At 37.8% G+C, this 21,858-nt stretch carries 18 protein-coding genes and 3 tRNA genes; 4 read left to right on the top strand and 17 right to left on the bottom strand.

What is annotated here, in order from left to right:
• Positions 1–400: 400 nt before the first annotated feature.
• Positions 401–1,108: a GntR family transcriptional regulator gene (locus IGL80_RS08360; protein ID WP_002357800.1), complete on the bottom strand. Its 708-nt coding sequence runs from the start codon at positions 1,106–1,108 to the stop codon at positions 401–403.
• A 206-nt stretch (positions 1,109–1,314) separates the two neighbouring features.
• On the bottom strand, positions 1,315–5,562 hold the full coding sequence (locus IGL80_RS08365; protein WP_085366475.1) for a 2-hydroxyacyl-CoA dehydratase: 4,248 nt from the start codon (positions 5,560–5,562) through the stop codon (positions 1,315–1,317).
• Between the two features lie 175 nt (positions 5,563–5,737).
• Between IGL80_RS08365 and IGL80_RS08370 the strand changes: the two genes are divergently transcribed.
• Complete coding sequence (locus IGL80_RS08370) at positions 5,738–6,349, top strand: TetR/AcrR family transcriptional regulator (protein ID WP_002357803.1); 612 nt, start codon at positions 5,738–5,740, stop codon at positions 6,347–6,349.
• 55 nt (positions 6,350–6,404) lie between these two features.
• Here IGL80_RS08370 and IGL80_RS08375 read toward each other — a convergent pair whose 3' ends face one another.
• The 8 genes from IGL80_RS08375 to IGL80_RS08410 all read right to left on the bottom strand — a co-directional run bounded on the left by IGL80_RS08375 (position 6,405) and on the right by IGL80_RS08410 (position 12,927).
• Complete coding sequence (locus IGL80_RS08375; RefSeq protein ID WP_002357804.1) at positions 6,405–6,584, bottom strand: hypothetical protein; 180 nt, start codon at positions 6,582–6,584, stop codon at positions 6,405–6,407.
• Positions 6,585–6,738: 154 nt separating this feature from the next.
• A tRNA-Gln gene (locus IGL80_RS08380) sits at positions 6,739–6,810 on the bottom strand.
• A gap of 9 nt (positions 6,811–6,819) precedes the next feature.
• Positions 6,820–6,900: transfer RNA gene (locus IGL80_RS08385), tRNA-Tyr, on the bottom strand.
• A gap of 96 nt (positions 6,901–6,996) precedes the next feature.
• Positions 6,997–7,230 carry a DUF2969 domain-containing protein gene (locus IGL80_RS08390; RefSeq protein ID WP_002357806.1) on the bottom strand — a complete coding sequence of 78 codons (234 nt, stop codon included), beginning with the start codon at positions 7,228–7,230 and terminating at the stop codon, positions 6,997–6,999.
• Between the two features lie 146 nt (positions 7,231–7,376).
• Complete coding sequence (locus IGL80_RS08395; RefSeq protein WP_002357808.1) at positions 7,377–8,846, bottom strand: flotillin family protein; 1,470 nt, start codon at positions 8,844–8,846, stop codon at positions 7,377–7,379.
• A gap of 16 nt (positions 8,847–8,862) precedes the next feature.
• The gene (locus IGL80_RS08400) at positions 8,863–9,396 is read right to left on the bottom strand and encodes a hypothetical protein (RefSeq protein WP_002360460.1); all 534 of its coding nucleotides are present in this window, start codon (positions 9,394–9,396) and stop codon (positions 8,863–8,865) included.
• A gap of 183 nt (positions 9,397–9,579) precedes the next feature.
• Positions 9,580–12,216: an FtsX-like permease family protein gene (locus IGL80_RS08405; protein WP_010708220.1), complete on the bottom strand. Its 2,637-nt coding sequence runs from the start codon at positions 12,214–12,216 to the stop codon at positions 9,580–9,582.
• A gap of 9 nt (positions 12,217–12,225) precedes the next feature.
• Entirely contained in the window at positions 12,226–12,927 is a 702-nt protein-coding gene (locus IGL80_RS08410; protein WP_002360463.1) for an ABC transporter ATP-binding protein, read from the bottom strand.
• A gap of 160 nt (positions 12,928–13,087) precedes the next feature.
• Between IGL80_RS08410 and IGL80_RS08415 the strand changes: the two genes are divergently transcribed.
• Together IGL80_RS08415 and IGL80_RS08420 are read left to right on the top strand one after the other, a co-directional pair.
• The gene (locus tag IGL80_RS08415) at positions 13,088–13,747 is read left to right on the top strand and encodes a DNA/RNA non-specific endonuclease (protein ID WP_002357812.1); all 660 of its coding nucleotides are present in this window, start codon (positions 13,088–13,090) and stop codon (positions 13,745–13,747) included.
• Between the two features lie 13 nt (positions 13,748–13,760).
• Positions 13,761–14,147 (top strand): hypothetical protein, encoded by a 387-nt coding sequence (locus tag IGL80_RS08420; RefSeq protein WP_002360464.1) that lies wholly within the window; start codon positions 13,761–13,763, stop codon positions 14,145–14,147.
• 42 nt (positions 14,148–14,189) lie between these two features.
• On the opposite strand, the gene nagA is transcribed toward IGL80_RS08420, so the two are convergent.
• The gene (nagA, locus tag IGL80_RS08425) at positions 14,190–15,338 is read right to left on the bottom strand and encodes an N-acetylglucosamine-6-phosphate deacetylase (protein WP_002357814.1); all 1,149 of its coding nucleotides are present in this window, start codon (positions 15,336–15,338) and stop codon (positions 14,190–14,192) included.
• Between the two features lie 100 nt (positions 15,339–15,438).
• Positions 15,439–16,266, bottom strand: coding sequence for a helix-turn-helix domain-containing protein (locus tag IGL80_RS08430; protein WP_002381942.1), 828 nt, complete (start codon positions 16,264–16,266; stop codon positions 15,439–15,441).
• 177 nt (positions 16,267–16,443) lie between these two features.
• On the opposite strand from IGL80_RS08430, the gene IGL80_RS08435 reads away from it, so the two are divergent.
• Positions 16,444–16,620, top strand: coding sequence for a hypothetical protein (locus tag IGL80_RS08435; RefSeq protein ID WP_002357816.1), 177 nt, complete (start codon positions 16,444–16,446; stop codon positions 16,618–16,620).
• Between the two features lie 65 nt (positions 16,621–16,685).
• Here IGL80_RS08435 and IGL80_RS08440 read toward each other — a convergent pair whose 3' ends face one another.
• From IGL80_RS08440 to IGL80_RS08460, 5 genes are all read right to left on the bottom strand, one after another.
• Positions 16,686–17,903 carry a pyridoxal phosphate-dependent aminotransferase gene (locus tag IGL80_RS08440; protein ID WP_002357817.1) on the bottom strand — a complete coding sequence of 406 codons (1,218 nt, stop codon included), beginning with the start codon at positions 17,901–17,903 and terminating at the stop codon, positions 16,686–16,688.
• A 246-nt stretch (positions 17,904–18,149) separates the two neighbouring features.
• Positions 18,150–18,233: transfer RNA gene (locus IGL80_RS08445), tRNA-Leu, on the bottom strand.
• 68 nt (positions 18,234–18,301) lie between these two features.
• The gene (locus IGL80_RS08450) at positions 18,302–18,763 is read right to left on the bottom strand and encodes a SprT family protein (RefSeq protein ID WP_002365561.1); all 462 of its coding nucleotides are present in this window, start codon (positions 18,761–18,763) and stop codon (positions 18,302–18,304) included.
• A gap of 26 nt (positions 18,764–18,789) precedes the next feature.
• Complete coding sequence (locus IGL80_RS08455; RefSeq protein ID WP_002360465.1) at positions 18,790–20,982, bottom strand: Tex family protein; 2,193 nt, start codon at positions 20,980–20,982, stop codon at positions 18,790–18,792.
• Positions 20,983–21,079: 97 nt separating this feature from the next.
• Positions 21,080–21,814 (bottom strand): metallophosphoesterase family protein, encoded by a 735-nt coding sequence (locus IGL80_RS08460; RefSeq protein WP_002360467.1) that lies wholly within the window; start codon positions 21,812–21,814, stop codon positions 21,080–21,082.
• Between the last annotated feature and the right edge of the window lie 44 nt (positions 21,815–21,858).

Here is a 21,858-nt window from a genome sequence, read left to right on the forward strand (position 1 = left end):
TTAGATGCTAATTAAATGTTTGTCAGTAACCTGAATTTTTGATATTTTTATCCAGATTACTTATGTCGGTTTATCAGTTTAAAAAAGAAATGTAAAAAATGGACAAAAATGAACTACAGCCAAAAAAAGAATAAATCAAATAAACTAGCAGCTATTATAAGTTTATTTTTTAACAATATTTATAGCGGGACAAACCATCTCACTTTTTTGGTATTCAGACTTGCTACTCTATTCAATATTTATTTGAATTGAGATGCTTTCACTAATTTTAATTTGAATTCTACCTGATAAGTTCATAAAAAATAACCTCCAAAAATTGTATTTTTCAGATACAACTTTTGGAGGTTAAAATATCTTACCTCAGCCTATTTCTTGGCATTTTTCCATACTTATCATTTCTCTACTTCTCTAAATAAAACTCAAATCGACTTCCTGCATACTGCGTACGAACATATTCAAAAGGTAGTCCGTTTTCAAAATAGGATACTTGGCGCACACGCAGAATCGCATCGCCGCGTTTAATCTCTAAATATTCTGCGATCTGTTCCGATGCTTGAACAGCAGAGATTGTTTGGTTAGAATGGCCAATTTTGTGGCCAGATTTGGCTTCAAGTGTTTTATAAAAAGAGTTCGTGATTTCAGATTTGCCATATTGCGAGACCAATGAATAAGGAATGCTCGCCACCTCAAAACAAATCGGAATGTCATCCGCAAAACGAATTCTTTCCATTCGTAAAATTGAATCTTCTGGACCTAGTTGTAATTTTTCCATCTCACTAGAACTAGGTTTCGCTACAAAATAAGACACCGTCCGACTAGAAGGAACGCGATTTTGAGACAAGGTAATTTCTGTAAAACTAGTGGTACCTGTCATTGTTTCTTGAACTTTCTTACGTGCTACATACGTTCCTGAACCAATTTTTCGTTCTAAAATCCCTTCGTCTGCTAAAGTCTGAATGGCTTGGCGTAAGGTCATTCGACTAACATCAAATTTCAAGGCTAATTCTCGCTCAGAGGGCAAACGATCCCCGATACTCCAGACACCTTTTTCAATATCTTCTTTGATTTTATCGTGAATTTGAATATAAATTGGTATATTTTGAACCATTTACGCTTCCTCCTCTTCATTCATCTCCTCTTCTATTATAACTGGTATAGACCGTGTAAACAACCAAAAAAAGATAAATAAAAGAGGAATTGGAATTTTTATCAAAGTTGGTCTAGTTGTATGCTTTCTTTTTATAACAAAAACATTTGGCTTAGTCAGTAAAAAGTGATCAAGCCAAATGTTTTTAAACGAATTTCTATTAGTTATTATCTTTTTACATTTTCTTCTTTCAACAACTTGTTCGCTGTGGCCATCATCAAACGGATTCGGTTCAACTGATTGACCAAAGATACCCCTGGATCATAATCCACCGCCGCAATGTTTGCTTGCGGATATTGACGTCGTAGCTCTTTCACGATCCCTTTTCCAACAATATGGTTTGGTAAACATCCAAACGGCTGCATACAAACGATGTTATTCACCTCGTGTTTTAAGAGCTCAATCATTTCAGCTGTTAAAAACCAACCTTCACCCGTATGATTGCCAATTGATAAAATTTTACTTGCATCTGCTGCCATATCATAAATGGAATGAATACCATCAAAACGGACAGATTTTCTCAATGCCTTATCCATTGGTTTTTCTACCAATTCAATGATTTTTATCGCAAATTCTGCTAAACGTTTGCTTTGTTTTGACATGCCCATATTTTCGTATTTCCAAATTTGATTGTACAAAGAATAGTTCATAAAGCCAACAATATCTGGCACAACTGCTTCAGCACCTTCTTCTTCTAGCAAACGCACAATATCATTATTCGCTGTCGGCGAATATTTCACTAAAATTTCCCCGACCACACCGACTTTTGGTTTTTTTATCTCTTGTAAAGGAATTTCATCAAACGTCCGAATAATTTTTTTCATGAAGTGATTAAATTGTGTCAGCGAACCATTCCGGACATTGGCTTCCACTCTTTTTAGCCAATCTTGGTGCAGTTGATCCACCATTCCTTTTTCTGTTTCATAAGGTCTTGTTCGATAAACTACTCGTTCGAATAAGTCACCATATAAAAAGGCAACTACTAAGCGCTTGATCATTGGCAACGTAAATTTAAATCCTGGATTGGATTCGACTCCTTTATTGCCCATCGAAACTGAAACTACAGGAACTTGAGAAAAACCAGCATCATTTAAGGCTTTTCGTAATAATGGAATGTAATTCGTTGCGCGACAACCGCCCCCTGTTTGCGTCATTAAGACACTGACATTATCCAAATCATATTGACCACTTTCCAAAGCTTCAACTAGTTGTCCGATGGAAATAATTGCTGGGTAACACGCATCATTATTGACATATTTTAACCCGACATTCACAGCTTCTTTGTCTTGCGCAGGCAAACAGACGACATGATAGCCAGAAGCTTGTAATGCTACATCGACTAATCCAGATTGATGAATCGGGCTAAGCATTGGTAACAGTAAGGTATGTGTTTTTTTCATTTGTTTTGTAAACACAATTTTCTCCGGCTCTTCCATTTGCATATGCGGAACAAACTGTTGCTTCTCCCGCTCATTGACAGCCGCTTTCAAGGAGCGCAACCGAATACGAATTGCGCCCAAATTCGCACCTTCATCGATTTTGAGGACTGTATAAATTTTGCCAGACCGATCCATGATTTCTTCTACTTGATCGGTTGTCACAGCATCTAAGCCGCAACCAAAGGAATTCAGTTGGACAAGTTCTAAATTTTTCGTCTTAGCCACTACTTTAGCCGCGGCATATAAGCGAGAATGATAGACCCATTGATTCACCACACGTAAATTCTGCACGTCTCCAAGATGCGAGATACTGTCTTCTGTCAAGACATGGAATCCTTCCTGTGTAATGACTTCGGCAATGCCGTGATTAATTTCTGGATCCAAGTGATACGGTCGTCCCGATAAGACAATTCCTCTCTGGCCTTTTTCAGTTAACATGGCTAACGTTTCTTCGCCTTTTTCTTGAATTTCTTTTTTAAAAGCTGCTAATTCTTGATAACCATGATGCAGCGCTGTTTGAATTTCTTCTAAGGAAATCCCTAAATCAGCAAAATTTTCAGCTAAAACTTTGGCAACTGCTGCTTCATTCGCTAAATTAAGATAGGGATTTCGATAATCTACTTGGCCCTCTCTGATGGCATCCACATTATTTCGAATGACATCTGGGTAGCTTTGCACAATTGGACAATTAAAATGATTATCCGCTTCCACTGTTTCTTGCTGTTCAAAAACGACACCAGGATAAAAGATAATTGGCACTTGCGCATCAATTAATGCTTGAATATGTCCATGCGCCATTTTCGCTGGGTAACAAACCGTATCACTGGGAATCGTTTCAAGGCCTTGTTCATAGATTTGCTTATTAGAACGTGGCGATAATTCGACCCGAAAGCCCAAGTCAGTAAAAAATGTATGCCACAAAGGATAATTTTCATACATGTTTAGGACTCTAGGGATACCCACGCGCCCACGAAACGCTTTAATTTCCCGCAAAGGTCGGTACTTAAATAACTTGCGGTACTTATAATCAACCAAATTCACTTTGCGTTCTTCTCGTTTAATTTTAATTCGTGCACCACGTTCACAGCGATTTCCCGTAATAAATTGGCGCCCATCTGAAAACACTGTGACCGTTAATTGACAATTGTTTTCACACAAGCCGCAATGAGTAAATTCCTTTTCAGAGGTAAATGCCGCTAACTCTTCTAAAGAAAGAAGCGTGGTTTCTTCCCCAATTTCATAAGCGTCCAAAGCAATCAGCGCTGCGCCATAGGCCCCCATCAAACCAGCAATAGAAGGGCGAACCACTTCACGACCGCTAATTTTTTCAAAAGCTCTCAAGACCGCTTCATTGTAAAATGTTCCTCCCTGGCAGACAATCTTTTCTCCCAACTCTTCAGGTCGGCGAACCTTAATGACTTTATAAATGGCATTTTTGATGACTGAATAAGATAGTCCAGCAGAAATATCGCCGACAGAGGCCCCTTCTTTTTGAACCTGTTTCACTTTTGAGTTCATAAAAACAGTACACCGAGAACCTAAATCAACAGGCGCTTGCGATTCTAAAGCCGCCAAAGCAAAATCCTTCACATTATATTTTAAAGATTGCGCAAAGGTTTCGATAAAGGAACCGCACCCAGAAGAACAAGCTTCATTTAATTGTATCGAGGAAAGCACGCCATTTTTAATGGTCATCGCTTTCATATCTTGTCCTCCGATATCCAAAATAAAATCCACACCTGGCTGAAAATGGTTGGCTGCTTTGTAATGGGCCATCGTTTCAACTTCACCAATATCGACTTTTAACGCATTTTTTATTAGCTGTTCTCCATATCCTGTAACAGCCGCTTTTCCGATAAAAACTTCTTCAGGCAGTTGTTGATAAAGTGATTTCAGTACTGTCATGGTGGTTTCTAAAGGTTGCCCTTGGTTATTACCATAAAAAGAAAACAACAAATGACCATCTTCATCAATCAATGTGACTTTTGTCGTTGTAGAGCCTGCATCAATCCCTAAAAAGGTCACGCCAGTATGTTGAGATAAAGGTTTCTCCTTTGCTTGAGCTTGCGCGTGTCTTTCTCGAAAATCTGCCAAATCTTCTGCGCTGTTAAATAACGGTGGTAACGTGTCGCTCGGCTGTAAATCAGTAGCCTGGCTGTTCACTAAGCGCTGAATTAATTCTTCCAATGTACATTCGGCTGCATCTTCTGAATAAAGTGCTGCACCCATTGCTACAAACAGTTGCGGTTGTTCTGGAAAAATAACATCTTCTGGCTGAATTGCTAAGGTTTCAACAAACCGTTTTCTCAATTCTGACATGAAAAATAAAGGTCCCCCTAAAAACGCTACTTTACCTTTAATTTTGCGACCAGCAGCTAACCCGGCGATTGTTTGATTAACTACCGCTTGAAAAATACTCGCCGCGATATCTTCTTTCGCTGCTCCTTCATTGATTAAAGGTTGAACATCCGTTTTAGCAAAAACCCCACAGCGGGAAGCAATCGGATAAATAGTTTGATAATTCTTCGCCAATTCATTCACTCCATTGGCATCCGTTTTAAGTAAAACAGCCATTTGATCGATGAAGGCGCCTGTCCCACCTGCACAACTACCATTCATTCGTTGCTCTAAAGCACCATCAAAAAAAGTGATTTTTGCATCTTCTCCGCCAAGTTCAATAGCAACATCCGTTTCTGGGATTATTGTTTCAACAGTTCGTGTACACGCGATAACTTCTTGAACAAAGGGAATCCCTAATACCTCAGCCAGCCCCATACCACCAGAGCCAGTTATGCTCATTGTCACAGGTTGGTCTGCACCGATCCTTGCTAGCCCTTCTTTTAAAATGCGTTCCGTTGCTGCTTTGACATCTGAAAAATGGCGTTCATATTTTGTAAAAATAGGCTGATTTTGTTTATTTAAAAATACTAATTTTACTGTCGTTGACCCAACATCAATCCCTGCTCTCATAACCATCAATTAAAATACCCCTTCATTTCCCAACAGTTTGTTGATTATTATACAAACTGTTTGTTATAATAGATATACCTATTTTAGAAAGGTTCTAAATGATTTGCAACAAGCAATTTACCCTATTTTGTGAGATAAACAACAAAGTTTCCGCGAATGTTGACTATCTCGAAAGGAATTTATGATGGCAAAGAAAACAGACCTTAGAGTACAACGAACCAGAAAAATGATTATTGAAGCTTTTTTTAAACTTGTAGAAACGAAAGGCTACGAAGCGGTGACGATTCAGGATATTGCTGATGAAGCTATGATTAATCGTGCGACTTTTTATGCTCATTTTAAAGACAAACAGCATTTATATGATGCAATCTTCACCTTTACGCTTAGTGCTTTTACCGCTATTCTTGATTCGCAACAACTGGTTAATGGCAACCGTGTCCGCGTGAAGCACATTGAAGAACTTCTGACGCAACTCTATATTAATATTCAAGAGAACAAATCTTTCTTCTTAACTATCATGGACAATAATTTCAACGAACACTTTCGAAAACGCTTAGCTGAAATTATCGAAGAAAAATATGCGACGATTTTTTCGCAGTTGCGTATTACCGAAAATGATATTGATGTACCGATAGATTTTGTTATTGAATACATGACCTCTATCTTCATCGGTACCCTTCATTGGTGGATTACTAGCGAGACGGATATGACACCCAACCACTTAGCCCAATTAGTTATCAAATTAGTTGGTAATGGGCATTTAACTGTCTTAGGCATCGAATTAGAAAAATAAAAATACCGGAGTAGACAATAATGTTGTCTGCTCCGGTGTTTCTGTTAAAGACGAATTAGTTTTTTGAACGCCATTTGATATTGTGGGCTGTATTTCTTGAAGAAGTGACTTTAACACCACTTTTGATGTTGCCTTTTTTACGAGGAATTAAGTCAACTTTGACATCATACTTACCATCGCGTGCTAAATCGTAAACATTTTCAACCATTTCTGTAATTTTTTCTTTAAAGTTCATTCTTATCAACTCCAGACTATTCTTTCTTAATACTTTAGCATATTCTTATATAAATGAAAACTTTTCTAGCCTGTACATGAGGAAAATCTTACTTCATTTTTGTTATATAATTATACAAAAAAAGAACATCTCTCTACCAGAAATGTTCTGAAAACTGGGGTAGCTGGATTCGAACCAACGCATGACGGAGTCAAAGTCCGTTGCCTTACCGCTTGGCTATACCCCAAAAAGAAAATGGAGGAAAGTGGATTCGAACCACTGAACCCTAAGGAACGGATTTACAGTCCGTCGCGTTTAGCCACTTCGCTATTCCTCCAAAAAGTCATTGTCGCTGTAACGACCTGACTTAGTTATAATACAATCTTTTCCAGAAAAAAGCAACCCTTTTTTTAAAAAAATTGTTATTTATTTTTTATTCACTTAAATTCCATTGACGAATAATTGTTTCAAAGGCTTCGTCCAGATTTTTTGCTGTACCTTCTTGCTTACCATCAATTTCAATGATGAATTTTTTATCATTTTGCGGAATGACACGACCGATTTCTTTTTTACCAATAAATAATTTGTTCATTAAAACATTTGCTCCATTGTATTGGGCTTTTTCTTCTTCAACACGTACTTCAATATCTTTATTCTTTTTTGACATCTCTATCCCTCCAAGAACTCTATGTTATCAGAATCTTTGAAACAAAACAAGCACTCGCTATTCCTCTGTCAGATTGTTCGTTTATCGTTTCAATACAGCATTAAGGAGTAACGAAATGCGATTCGCTACTCCTTAAAGGCTGATTTCTATTCTTTTTCTGAACCTTCTGTTGCATGATAGTTCACGCTATTTGAGGTACCTTTTTTAGAAAAGTTTTCAATTAGCTCTTTCACGTCGAGGCCCGTTGTTTCTTTTAGTGTTTCTTGTGTACCAGCCAACAAGTTTGTTGCATAATTGGTAATACGGTTGGCGCCAGAATTTTCGCCACCTGCGCCTGTATCTACCACTGAAATCTTGTCGATGTTGCCCAGTGGTTGTGCTGCTTCTTTCATTAATTGTGGCAACATTTCCATCACCATACTTAACACAGCTGCTTCACCATATTCTTTGAAGGCATCAGCAATCTTTTGTTTGGCTTCGGCTTCCGCTGCACCACGAGCTAAAATAGCTTCGGCTTGCGCTTGACCTGTTAAACGCGTTTTGTTGGCTTCCGCTTCGGCTAATGCTTCAACTTTGAAGCGTTCTGCTTCGGCTTCTGCCACTTCGCGTGCCTTTTGAGCAAGAGCTTCTTGTTCGCGTGCATAACGATCTGCATCTGCTTTTTTCTTCACTTCTGAGTCGTATTGTTTTTCACGACGCGTAATTTCTTTTTCTTCTAACTCAATTTGTTTTTGACGTTCAACGACTTTGACTTCCATTTCTTGTTCCACCACGTGTTGTTGGGCACGCGCGCTTTCCAAGTTATAGGCTTGGTCTGCTTTGGCTTTGGCAATATCTTGTTCTTGTTTGTATAACGCTAATTTCAATTCTTTTTCTTTTGAAGCTTCTGCAATTTCTGTTTGACGTTGCAATTCCGCTTGTTGTGATTCTTTTTCTGCTTCCGCTTTTTTGATGCGAGTTTCTTTCAAAGCTTCTGCTTCTGCAATATCTGCATCACGTTTAACTTGAGCGATTCTTGGTTTCCCTAATGAATCCAAGTATCCATTTTTATCACGAACTTCTTTAATTGTGAACGACACAATAACTAAGCCCATTTTAGCTAAGTCAACACTGGCAACTTCTTGTACACTTTGGCTAAATTTATCACGATTTTGGTAAATTTCTTCCACTGTCATTGAACCTAAAATCGAACGTAAATGTCCTTCTAATACTTCACGTGCTTCATTTTCTAATTCTTCTGTTGTTTTTCCTAAAAATTGTTCCGCTGCTGTCGCAATTTCTTCAACTGACGAACCAATTTTAATGATTGATGTCCCATCACACATCACAGGAACCCCTTGTTCTGTGTACACTTCTGGTGTAGAAACATCTAATTTACTTGAAAGCAAACTAATTCGATTTGAACGTTGGAACACTGGTAAGACAAACGCACCACCGCCACGAACGATTTTAATTTTGTTGCCACCTTCGTCTACATGAACATTTTTAGAGCCTAGATAGCTCCCGCTGATAATTAACGCTTCATCAGGTTTGGCTGTCTGATATTTAGAAACAAACACAATTAATAACATTAATAATACTAAAACTGCAATAATAATCGGTAACAAAATCCCCATTTTCTTCTCTCCTACTCTATATTTTTAGACTGCCTTCGTAAGGAATGACATAACAAACCCGTTCTTTCAATTCAATAATCAATACCTCACTACCTCTTGGCGCAGCCACTTCTTGTGGCACATAAAATGCTGCTGGTCGACTTAACGAACCTGTGACACTCTTCAATTGAATCTCGCCCATTCCCCGGACAGGAATTGGGGTAATCACAGTAGCAACACGACCCTCCATGTCTTTTTCCGAAATAGAAATTGTGGCCTCCGAATTTTTCAAAGGGACCAACACATAAAAATTTAGGAAGAAAACAATAATGGTTGAAAGAATACCACTGACAATTAAAATAAGCCAACTATTCACCGCTGTTAACTCTTCCCCAAGGTACCCAAACAGCGAGGTAAAAGCAATCCATGGAATAATCAGCATTGGGTCCACCGGTCCATCAAAATTAAAAACATCCCCAAAAATAATTAGTAAAAAAGTGAGGACCGCGCTCCCCACTAATGCATAAAAATAAACCGTTTCCAATGGTAGACCTTCTAACACTTTTCCCACACTCCTTTCTGTGCTATAACCTAGTAATAGTGTACCAATTTTTAAATAAAAAGAGTAGTAATTTCCAAATAAATCTCAAAAGATACATCTTAAGACCTATTTTTTCTTAATAAAAGAAGCAACAATAAACGAGCAGCCCTAGAATTATCGAACTTCTACGGACTCCTCGTTTTTTAAAATGTGCTATTCATTTGATTTTAACGCTTCAATCATATTGATTTTCTTCAATTTCCGATGCATAATGACCATCACAAACAACGTGAAACACATGGTGATGACTGCGGAATATAGATAACTTGGCCAATGAATAATTGGCGAAAACATAATTAAATCAACTTCAACGGTTGCTAAAATATACTGATGCAAAATTTTCCCAAAGAAGCAGCCAACAATAATACCAATGAACGTTAAAATAATGTTTTCACGGTAAACATAGGTAGTGACTTCACGATCGTAAAATCCTAAAACCTTAATCGTGGAAAGTTCTCGAATCCGTTCAGAAACATTAATATTGGTTAAATTATATAACACAATTAACGCTAAAGAACCAGAAACAGCAATTAGTACCCAAATGACAATATCAAGGCTTTTCAGCATATCATCAAACGAACCTTTCATCGCAGTTAAAAACGTAATGTTCAACACTTTCGGCTGTTTTGTCAACGCCTCTCCGATTGAGGTTTCTTGTTTTGAGGATAACTTTTTGTCAAAAAGTAGGAATTCTGTATTATACTCCGGCTTCTGTTTCGTCATCGTCTGGTAGAGTTTCGGCGTCATATAGACAAAATGACCCGTGTAGTTCTCTGCAATCGCGGCAATTTTCACGTGATAGGTTTGATTATCACTATTTTCTAAATTTAATTGATCTCCGACTTTATAGCCAAATAATTTAGCTAATTTTTCATTAATGATTACACCGTCATCGTTGAGGGAATATTTTTCTCCAGTGACTCGATCATTAAATAACTGAAAATCAGCCATTTTCGAAGGATCTTGTGGCACATAAAGAGTAATATTTTGAGTTGGTGCGCCTTTGCCCTTCGTTTTAAAGATTTCTGAATATAACGGAATTGTTTTATTCAAACCATCCAGTTTGCGCAACGTTTCTTGATACTCTTTTGTCTCTTCAGGTGTTGTTTGCTCTTTAAAAGTCACGACTGCTTGGTAATGCCAGATTTTATTAAATTGAATTGTAGCGACATCCACAATTGAATCGCGTAAACCAAAACCAACAATTAACAGCCCCATACAACCAGCTATTCCGATAACGGTCATCAGCATCCGTCGTTTATAGCGGAACAGATTTCTAGCGGTCACTTTTTGAATAAAGCTCATGCGTTGCCATAAAGGGCGGATTCGTTCTAGTAAAATCCGTTGGCCTGCTTTCGGCGCTTTGGGTCTTAGCAAGGTAGCTGGGGTACTTAATAAATCGATTCTTAATGTCACTAAGGCCGCTCCCACAGTACAAGCTAAGGCTACAATGATGCCCCATAAACTGTAATTTAAGTACCACGGTGTAACTAAATCAGGAATATTGTACATTTGACCGTAGGCATCAAAAATTATTTTAGGGAATAGATAATAGCCAACTGCCAATCCTAATAATGCACCTGTTAAGCTGGCAACCGTTGCATAGGTAATAAAAATCGAAGCAATTTCACGATTACGATAACCTAAAGCTTTCAAACTACCAATTTCCATTCTTTTTTCTTCAACCATACGTGTCATGGTAGTTAAGCTGACTAATGCCGCAATTAGGAAAAAGAACAACGGGAACAGCGTGGCTAAAGAAGAAATCCGATCAGCGTTATCTTGATATTCAGAAAATCCTGGATTGTCTTCCCTAGTAAAATAATAATACGTTGGGGCTTTCAAATTGGCTAGCTCTGTTTCTTTTTCAGCCAACAGTTGTTCTTGTTTAGCCAATTCGTCTTTTTGCTTTTCAAGCATCTCAGCTGGAATTCCTGGTTGTTGCTCCAACTGCGCAAGTGCTTGTTTTCCCGTTTCCAGCGCTTGCCGACCTTGGTTAATGTCCGGCTGAGCCGAATCACGCAGAGCCGCAACCTGTTCTTCTGGCCGATTTTTCAGTGCCTCTTTTACTTGATTTAAGGCCTGCTCTCTTTTCTTTTCATAATCAGAGGAATACGTATTTTGATGTTTTAATGAACGAAATGAGATTAGCAATTCTGGATACCGTTGACTGTCAAAGGCTTTTTCCGAAACCACGCCAAAAAAATTTAACGTTCCAGACCCGACCGTTGTGGTTCCCCTGGATGTATTATCAATATATTCTGGTGAATTGATAAATCCAACAACAGTAAAATGAGTTTGTTTCAGCCCTTTTTCTTTAATCGCTGCATCGTTTAAAGTGATTTTATCACCCATTTTATAGTCATATCTAGTTTTCGCTAATGTATCTAATGCAATTTCATTTGTTTGTTTAGGTAACCGACCGTCAACTACTTGATAGTTAACCGATCCTGCTTGATTTTTTCGATAGCCAAACAATTTTACTGCATTATTTTGCGGCCCAATCGTGGCATCTATTGTATACCGCGGCACAACTGTTTCGACATCTTTTAAAGACTGTAGTGTTGTTAAATCTTTCTTTTCCAGTCCCATTGTAGAAATTATTCGCGCATCTGGAAGCTGCTCTTTCTGGTAATAATTATTCGCGGTTTTAATCATATCTGGTCCAGTAGCTTTCAAACCAACAAAGACCATTACACCAAGGAAAATAATCCCCATAATCGATAAAAATCGTGTAGTAGATTGTCTAATTTCACGTAAGCTTGTTTTAATTAGCGCTGTTTTCTTCATTTTAGGCACCTACCATTCAATTTCAGCAACCAATTTAGGCTGATCATTCACAGTCATTTCGCGAACTTTCGCATCATTAATTCGAATTACCCGATCGGCCATTTCTGCAATGGCTGAATTGTGGGTAATAATTAAGACGGTCGTTCCAGTTTCACGAGCAGTGTTTTGCAAAATGGTTAAAATTTGTTTCCCTGTTTCATAATCCAGCGCTCCTGTCGGTTCATCACATAAAAGTAACTTGGGCTTTTTAGCAATCGCACGGGCGATGGTTACTCGTTGTTGTTCACCACCAGAAAGTTGCGCTGGAAAATTATCTAAACGTTCCCCTAAACCCACCGATTGTAAAACAGTGGTCGAATCCAACGCATCCGCAACGATTTGCGAAGCCAATTCGACATTTTCTTTTGCCGTTAAATTTGGGACTAAATTGTAAAATTGGAAAACAAACCCGACATCATTGCGTCGATAAGTGGTTAATTGTTTCTCTGAAAACTGAGCGATATCTGTGCCATCAATAATAATTTCCCCTTCATCACAGCTGTCCATTCCACCAAGAATATTTAAAACAGTTGATTTTCCAGCACCGCTGGGGCCTAAAATAACCGCTACTTCTCCTTTTTCCACTTCAAAAGAAATGCCGTCATTCGCAGTAATAGTTGTCTCTCCCATTTGGTAACGCTTGTATTCATTTTTGACTTCAATATAGGCCATCCACTATCCCTTCCCTTCTACATTAAAATAGTAACATATCTGAGAAAACAAGTCTTTCAAAGAAAAGCCTTTTTTGATTTTTTAGCAAATTTACGTATAATAGAAAAGATGGTCCACTTAAATTTGGACTATTGCAAGTATAAAATTAGAGGAGCACGTTATGGCAAACAGAAAGAAGAAACCACCATTTAATTCAACCATCATGCTGATTGGCGCATTAATCATTTTAATTTTAGGCGCGGTTGGCGTTAAAGTTCCTGATGCTTTACAAGATTTATTTAATGTTCAACCACAAACAACCACCCCCTCAAGCACACCAGCACCAAAAGGAGATAATCCCGGACCCATCGAAAATGGTAAAGCCACATTTTCAGCAGAGGAATTAAAGGATAACTCAAACGGCTGGATTACTTATCATTCTCTAGATCGTCTAAAACGAGCGACAGGCGCTGATGCGCTATTAAAACCCGCAATGGTCAATACAGGAACTTCCGCTAATAAAGATATTCGACCAGCTGGTTTCATTTCAGGAAAAGCTAATCATTCGCGTGGCCACCTAATCGGCCGTCAAATGGGAGGCAGTGGTGATGATCCACGTAACTTAACCACCTTGTATCAGAATCCTGTCAACACTCCTTATATGACGAAATATGAAAATCAGATTCGGGCAGCTCTTGATCGCGGCGAAACCGTTCGCTATCGCGTGACACCTGTATATAACGGAAACGATTTGTTGGCTGAAAAAATCATCTTAGAAGCCAAAAGCCTTAAAACAAATTCACCCATTGATTTTTCAGTAACTATTTTAAACAAACAATAAGGAGGAACTTTCATTGGATTTTGAACAGCTAAAAGAAACATTACCCGATGCAAAACCACAAACATTTTTGCAAGCAATCCTCTCTCAACCTCAAGAAGAGGATGCTGAATTAACTTTCAGTGAAGAAATTGATGAACAGTTTGTCGAAAATTGTAAATTTTTAGCCTCTCCAGAAACCATTTCTGAAACAGATGTGGAACATTGGCGCAAACAAGAATTTTTAGTTGTCGCCCAAAGTTTAGATGGCGATTATCTAGCAGGCACCCTAGAGCAAACTTTTGTGATTCCTAGCTCCCTTTACAAAGAGGATATTGAGCAATTTGACAAGCAATTAATCGATTTTTTTATTGCCTACGAGAACAAAGAAATCACTTCTGCGATTTTACCAAAAGAATTATAAAAAAAGCTTGCGGATAAATTTCCGCAAGCTTTTTCTTGTGTCTTATGCTCGATAACGTTCAACGCCATCTAAATAAGTAGCTGCTAATTCCATTGTTGGTTCTAATACGATAAAGTCAGCATCACGACCATTTGCAATCATGCCGCATTGATCATCAATTTTACAGCTGATCGCAGGAACTAATGAAGCCATCATAATTGCTTGTGCAGGTGTTGCAATACCCCAATCAACTACATTTTTAATTGCTTCTTTTAGTTTTAAAATACTACCTGCTAAGTTCCCAGTATCCAAACGAGCCGTTCCTTCTGCTACCACAACAGGAAATTCACCTAAATTGTAGTTGCCATCTGGCATACCGCCAGCCATCATGCAGTCTGTAATTAACGCAACGTGATCATGGCCCGCTTTTTCCATCAATACTTCAGCCGCTTGCGGATGTACATGGTGTCCATCACAAATTAATTCAGAGAAAACGTGTTGTAACGTTAACAATGCACCAACCATCCCTGGTTCACGGTGATTTAAGCCACGCATCCCATTATATGCATGAACAAAAACGCTAGCGCCTGCTTCAACTGCCACATCAGCTTCTTCTAAGGTCGCATTACTATGGCCTAAAGCAACAACGACACCTTCATCTGTAACGGTTTCAACAAATTCTTTCACACCATTACGTTCTGGTGCCAACGCAATTTTCTTAATAATTCCGCCTGAAGCTTCTTGCCATTCGTGGAATGTATCAAGGTCTGGATCTCCAAAATAACTTGGATTTTGTGCGCCTTTATGTTCTTCAGTAAAGAAAGGTCCTTCAAAGTAAATCCCTTGAATTTTTGCACCAGGTACTTCTTGGTAGACTTGACCAATCGTACGTGCAACGTCTGTTAAACGTTCTTTACTTGAAGTTAATGTTGTTGGTAAAAATGAAGTTACACCACAAGATAATAAGCCTTCAGACATCACTTTAATGCCTTCTGCATCGTTATCCATTACGTCATGATTCATGTAACCATGAATATGAGTATCCACTAAACCTGGGGCAATCCATTTGCCTTCCTCACGAATAATTTTTACGTCCCCTTGCGGTTCATCTTTTGTATAATTACCAAAGATACCATCCGTGATTTCTAAATAACCAGGTCCTTTAACATCGCTTTTTAAAAAGAACTTGTCTGCAAAGATAAATGTTTTCATCTTCATCCTTCTTTCTTTATTTTACTTACTTCAAAAGTACTCTTAATCAGTACAAAAGTCAAGAAATGGTGTAGACCTTTTAAGCAATTCTGAGGATTTTTTAAAGATTGCCACTTTCCACATTTTTCATTTGTTGCGCTAAGTTCAGATAACGTTCTGCTTCTTCGTGTTTATTCTTTCTCATTAAAACTAAATATTTTAGATTTAATAATTCACTTAAATAATAATAACTATTTTTTTTGCGGGCCCAAGTAATTCCTTGATCCACATAAATTTCGGCATCTTTTTCTGTATAATTTTTAAATAAGAAATCAGCATAATTAAAAAATATTTTCGTTAATTCTGCATTACTGCGTTCATTTGGCAATTGATTAAAATAATGAATACTCAAACTTAAAAATCGTTCTGCTTCTACTCGATTGCCCATGTAACCATAAGTGGCACCTAGACAACTAATTAATTGAATCTCTAAATCAGAAACATTTAACTTATCAGCTTTATAGGTGAAAGATAACCCTTTACGCAAGCTAGCAATAGCTTTTTCATAATCATTTAGAACAAACAATTCACAACTACCTAAATAATAATAATATTTTTGCCAGTCCGTATCTAAATACAATTGTTCTTCAATACGATTTTCCTTTAAATAATTTAATAATAATTGATATTTTTTATGGCGAAAATATTCAGCCATTTTTTCAAATGAATACGTAACAACGTGCACATCACCAGATTTATAACGCATAATCTGGTCAACAGTCACACCTAAACGATCACAAAGTTGTTGCATTACGAGAACGTTTGGCAACTCTTCATTGTTTTCAATGCGACTTAAAACACTTTGCGAACAGATGTCTTCTGATAACATTTTCTGTGTCAATTTTCTATTTTTTCTAATTTCTTTAATAACTGCACCTAAAGAATTCATCACAATAGCTCCTATTTATATCGGCCATTTTCCTTGCAAAATGGGGATTTTGTCAAAATATGCGAATTCGCATTATGCTTTTATTGTACTTTATTGCATAATATACTGCAAGAACATTATCTAAGGTTTTCTTAGAAAATAAATAGGTTCATTTTTATTAAAAAGGAGTGTTATTGTATGGCCGAAGAGAAAAAGGTTCACTTCATTTGGGAAAAAACAAATTATTCAGGCTTTGTGGAGAAGGAGTATGAAAATTCTTATCTCATCGTAGTAGCAAATCCTAGTCCTGATATGGAAGAAAAATATACCAACCGAATGATTATTAGTAAAAAAGCATGTGAAACCGCAGAATAGTATTGTTGATAAAACAAGAACTACCAAAAAATAGCTTCGTTAGAGGCTATTTTTTGGTAGCTCTTTTATTTTTGTTTGTAGGTACTTAAAAATTCACGCATTTTATCTGCTGTAGTTTTTAAGTCTTCCATCTTCGGTAAATAAACAATACGGAAGTGATCTGGTTGTTGCCAATTGAACCCACCACCATGGACTAATAAAATATGATGTTTGTGTAAGAAATCTAAAACAAATTTTTCATCATCATAAATGTCAAATTTGGCCGTATCAATTTTCGGGAAAATATAGAAAGCTGCTTTAGGCTTCACGGCTGATAAACCAGGAATATCATTTATCGCATTGTAAATAAATTCTCGTTGTTCGTAAATTCTGCCACCTGGTAAAAGTAAATCATCGACACTTTGATAGCCGCCTAATGCGGTTTGAATGATTTGTTGTGACAACACATTCGAACATAACCGCATGGAAGCAAGCATATTTAGCCCTTCGATATACCCTTTTACTCGTGATTTATCTCCACTTAACACCATCCAACCGCATCGGAAGCCTGCCACTCGATGTGATTTTGACAAACCATTCAATGTTACGACAAATAAATCAGGAGCTAATGTAGCAATCGGTACATGAACCAAACCGTCCATGACCAAACGATCATAAATTTCATCGGAGTAAATAATTAAATCATTTTGACGTGCCACTTCGACAATTTCTAGTAATAACTCTTTCGGATATAAAGCACCAGTCGGATTATTGGGATTGATAATAACGATTGCTTTTGTATTCGAAGTTATTTTTGATTTTATATCATCAATGTCTGGATACCATTCTGCTTGCTCATCACAAATATAATGAACGGGTGTACCGCCCGCCAAAGAAACAGAAGCAGTCCATAAAGGATAGTCTGGCATTGGCACAAGTACTTCATCGCCGTTATTTAACAAGCCTTGCATACACATGGTAATTAGTTCACTCACGCCATTACCAGTGTAAATATCATTAATCGTTACATTAGGAAATTTTTTTAATTGGCAATATTGTTCAATCGCTTTTCTTGCAGAAAAAATACCTTTTGAATCGGAATAACCTTCTGAATCGCGAACATTCACAATCATGTCGCGCACAATTTCATTTGGGGCATCAAAACCAAATGGCGCTGGATTCCCTGTATTTAATTTCAAAATACGTATGCCCTCTTCTTGCATGCGTTCTGCTTCTTCTAAAACAGGACCACGGACATCGTAACTTACGTTATTTAATTTATCGGATTTTTTAAAATTTCTCACACGGACTCCCTCGCTTCACAAATTTATACTCTAAAGTTACGCCAACTATAATGAAAAAGCAATAATAAATATCAGAATTTAATAAAAAATTGATGGTTTTTCCGTAATAAACAAGAGCGTGGGACAAAAATCACTTTGGATTTTTGCTCCACGCTCAAAAACTGATAAACGGTGGGAACAGAAGCAACTCCTTCTTATTTCTCGGAGTTAAACACTTCTGTCCCGACCTCTTGTTATACTAGTTGATGCAGATGATGGGACTCGAACCCACACGGACATCTGTCCACATGACCCTCAATCATGCTTGTCTGCCAATTCCAACACATCTGCATTTTAAGAGCACTTATTTATCCTAAAATAATTACTGGTCTTTGTCAAGATAACAAAGACCAGAATTGTTAGATTTGTTCTTTTTTCGCTTGCCAGGACAAACGCCCATGACATTTTCCGCAGACATATCGTGTCGTATCAATTCGTCGTTTTCTGAGGATGACTTCTCCACAAGACTGACATTGGTACTGATGGAAAACTGCTTTTTTCCGTTCTACTAGAGGCGGTGCGTAACGGGCACCGCCAGTCTTAGCCAATAACTCTTTAAAGTCCTTATCTTTATGCTGATAGCCTTTGCCAGCTAAATGTAAATGATAGTGACATAACTCATGCTTAATGACTTTTTCCAGTTCCTCTTGTCCATACTTTAAAAAAACAGTTGGATTAAAATCCAGGTGATGCGAAGCTAAATGATAGCGACCGCCCGTAGTTTTTAACCGCCGATTAAATGTAGCTTGATGCAGAAAAGGTTTCTGAAAAAATACGATTGAAATTTTTTCCACTAGCGTTTGAAGCGCTTGATCTGTCATCAAGACTGGTTGAGACTCTTTCATTGCTACTCTTTTCTATCAGCCCGAGGCAACATAGTTAAACTAATACGCCCCTTTTTCAAGTCAACATCTTCTACCCAAACTGTGACTACATCCCCCACCGCAACAACATCCGTTGGGTGCTTAACAAATTTAGTACTTAACTTAGAAATGTGGACTAAGCCATCTTGCTTCACACCAATATCGACAAACGCGCCAAAGTCAATTACGTTTCGAACAGTCCCTTGCATTTCCATTCCTGGTTTCAAATCTTCCATTGTCAACACGTCTTTACGTAAAAGTGGCGCGGACATCTCATCGCGCATATCACGACCTGGTTGGATTAAACTAGCAATAATATCTGTGAGTGTTTCTGAACCAACTTCTAACTCAGTAGCTAATTGATTCACTGGTAACTGTTTCAATTTTTCGATAGCTTCTGCTGTCCCTAATTCTTTAGAAGCAATCTCTGCTTTTTCTAAAATTGCTTGTGCTACTGGATAACTTTCTGGGTGAATGCCAGTGTTATCTAACACATTTTTGCCATTAGGAATTCGTAAAAAGCCAATTGCTTGTTCAAATGCTTTTGGTCCTAAACGAGGTACTTTTTTGACTTGATTTCGTGCTGTGAAGACACCATTTTCATCACGATAAGTGACTAAGTTTTGCGCCGTTGTTTTATTTAAGCCAGAAATATGTTGTAAAAGTTGAGCACTCGCTGTATTCACATCAACACCAACTTGGTTTACCGCAGTTTCTACAACAAAATCCAATTGCTCGGCAAGACGTTTTTGCGATACGTCATGCTGATATTGACCGACCCCGACTGCTTTGGGATCAATTTTTACTAATTCTGCCAACGGATCTTGTAAACGACGTGCAATGCTGACCGCACTTCGTTCTTCGACTTGTAAATCAGGAAACTCTTTACGAGCCACTTCACTCGCAGAGTAAACGGAAGCCCCTGCTTCATTAACAATCACGTAAAAGACGTCCCGCTTGACCGCTTTTAATTGCTCTGCCACAAACAATTCAGATTCACGACTTGCCGTTCCGTTTCCAATAGCTACCATGTCCACTTGATAGTCTTCAATGATCTTTTTAAAGGCTGGACCAGCGGCTTCACGTTTCGCAGCAGTCGCTGGTTTATGTGGATAAATCACTTGAATTGCTAAAACTTTACCAGTTTCATCGACAACTGCTAATTTACAGCCTGTCCGATAAGCCGGGTCAAATCCTAGAACAACTTTTCCTTTAAGTGGTGACTGTAATAATAAATTACGTAAATTTTCACCGAAAATTGCAATCGCTTGTTCATCAGCTTTTTCTGTTAATTCATTGCGGATCTCCCGTTCAATCGCTGGTCCAATAAATCGTTTATAGCTATCTAAATAAGCAGCCTCAATGTATGGAGCAGCAAAACTTGTTGCTTGTTTGCCGATTAGTTGACGTTGGAAATAATCATTAATTTTTGTTTCATCAGCGACAAGGGAAACCTTTAAAATGTCTTCTTTTTCACCACGATTCGTTGCTAAGACACGGTGCGGCACCATTTTGCTAACTGGTTCTGCAAAATCGTAATACATTTCATAGGTCCGCTTTTCGTCTTTTTCTTCGTCCTTAACTACGCTAACGTATTGCGCATGTTTAACCATATAATCACGTAACCATGTTCGGTATTTTGGTTCATCGCTAATACGTTCTGCTAAAATTTCATGAGCACCTTGCAAGGCTATTTCAGCGGTTGCAACTTCTTTTTCTTCATTAATAAAAGTAGCCGCTTTAGCTAAGATATCCGCGTTTTCAGGTAAAGAGAGCAACCAATCTGCTAATGGTTCCAACCCTTTTTCTTTCGCGATAGTCGCTTTAGTCCGACGTTTTTGTTTATATGGTCGATATAAATCTTCCACTTGTTGCATTTTTACTGCTTTTTGAATATCTGTTTTGAGTTCTTTTGTTAGTTTTCCTTGCTCTTCAATTAAACGGAGAACTTCTTCTTTCCGCTTTTTCAAGTTTTGTAAATAATGATAACGTTCTTCTATTTCACGGATTTGGACTTCATCTAAACTTCCAGTCATTTCTTTCCGGTAACGGGCAATAAAAGGAACTGTATTTCCTTCATTTAATAAAGTTAAAACCGTTGTTATTTGTTTTGAACGATACGTTGTCAATTCTTTTTGAAGTAGCGCTACTACTTCTTCGTTATAAGCTTCTGCCATTAACTAGATACCTCTTTTCTTATGCATACTTATCTATTTTAGCATATTTTTGCTTCTAAATATAGAAGTGAGGTAACTGATTCATGCGATTAAGGAATCAAAATTCTGGTTGCCACGCAGGGGTGCGTTTTTGATATTCGATATCTTGGACAATGCCTTTTTCATTAAAAATCACACCATGTACAGAGCCGCCAAAAATAGCACCACCATCTATCCCAATTTTTCCATCACTTTGCCAAAGGTCCGTGGTCTGCATATCACCATGTAACATCGGAGTAATGGTATGACCAAAAACAATGGTCTTGCCTGTATTATTTTTCCCTTGATGAAAGGGTTCGCGAATCCACAAAAAATCCTTAGGTGCTGTTTGCCGCCAATCTTCCATCGTTAAATCAACCCCAGCATGCACAAATAAGTAATGCTGCCATTCAAAATAAAGTGGTCGTTTTGTTAAAAAATCAATTAACTCTGGATAGCGACTACGGATCATTAAGGCCATTTCTGTTGGTGAGTATTCTGCAGTAGCTCCTGGATGCAAGAGGCTTTCAATTGTTTCCTTGCCACCATTGCGAATATATCCTGCAAACCAGTCCTCTGGATTTTGAAGAAACTGCAAAAAATATTCTTCATGATTGCCTCGTAAATAAACAGCGCCGTGTTGCTCGACAAGTTCTTTTCCTTTGAGAAAACAGGCTTTAGAATCCGGACCACGGTCGTTTAAATCACCAATTAAAACTAGCTGATGCTCAACTGGGTCATAGTCTGTAAGTAAGGCATCAAACAAATCTGCTTGTCCATGAATATCACTGATTACGTAAACATATGGTTTCATAAATAAGCCCTCCTAACTTGCTTATATTAAGTATACGCTAAATT

Source organism: Enterococcus sp. DIV2467a (genome assembly GCF_050532945.1).
Classification (GTDB): domain Bacteria; phylum Bacillota; class Bacilli; order Lactobacillales; family Enterococcaceae; genus Enterococcus; species Enterococcus faecalis.

Bases quoted from the DNA above. Each gene is read 5' to 3' on its own strand.
- IGL80_RS08460 (WP_002360467.1), bottom strand. From the start codon at position 21,814: ATGAAACCATATGTTTACGTAATCAGTGATATTCATGGACAAGCAGAT.
- IGL80_RS08360 (WP_002357800.1), bottom strand. From the start codon at position 1,108: ATGGTTCAAAATATACCAATTTATATTCAAATTCACGATAAAATCAAA.
- IGL80_RS08430 (WP_002381942.1), bottom strand. From the start codon at position 16,266: ATGAATTCTTTAGGTGCAGTTATTAAAGAAATTAGAAAAAATAGAAAA.
- IGL80_RS08450 (WP_002365561.1), bottom strand. From the start codon at position 18,763: ATGACAGATCAAGCGCTTCAAACGCTAGTGGAAAAAATTTCAATCGTA.
- IGL80_RS08405 (WP_010708220.1), bottom strand. From the start codon at position 12,216: ATGAAGAAAACAGCGCTAATTAAAACAAGCTTACGTGAAATTAGACAA.
- IGL80_RS08415 (WP_002357812.1), top strand. From the start codon at position 13,088: ATGGCAAACAGAAAGAAGAAACCACCATTTAATTCAACCATCATGCTG.
- IGL80_RS08375 (WP_002357804.1), bottom strand. From the start codon at position 6,584: ATGAACTTTAAAGAAAAAATTACAGAAATGGTTGAAAATGTTTACGAT.
- IGL80_RS08365 (WP_085366475.1), bottom strand. From the start codon at position 5,562: ATGGTTATGAGAGCAGGGATTGATGTTGGGTCAACGACAGTAAAATTA.
- IGL80_RS08395 (WP_002357808.1), bottom strand. From the start codon at position 8,846: ATGGGGATTTTGTTACCGATTATTATTGCAGTTTTAGTATTATTAATG.
- IGL80_RS08390 (WP_002357806.1), bottom strand. From the start codon at position 7,230: ATGTCAAAAAAGAATAAAGATATTGAAGTACGTGTTGAAGAAGAAAAA.
- nagA (WP_002357814.1), bottom strand. From the start codon at position 15,338: ATGAAAACATTTATCTTTGCAGACAAGTTCTTTTTAAAAAGCGATGTT.
- IGL80_RS08435 (WP_002357816.1), top strand. From the start codon at position 16,444: ATGGCCGAAGAGAAAAAGGTTCACTTCATTTGGGAAAAAACAAATTAT.
- IGL80_RS08455 (WP_002360465.1), bottom strand. From the start codon at position 20,982: ATGGCAGAAGCTTATAACGAAGAAGTAGTAGCGCTACTTCAAAAAGAA.
- IGL80_RS08370 (WP_002357803.1), top strand. From the start codon at position 5,738: ATGATGGCAAAGAAAACAGACCTTAGAGTACAACGAACCAGAAAAATG.
- IGL80_RS08410 (WP_002360463.1), bottom strand. From the start codon at position 12,927: ATGGCCTATATTGAAGTCAAAAATGAATACAAGCGTTACCAAATGGGA.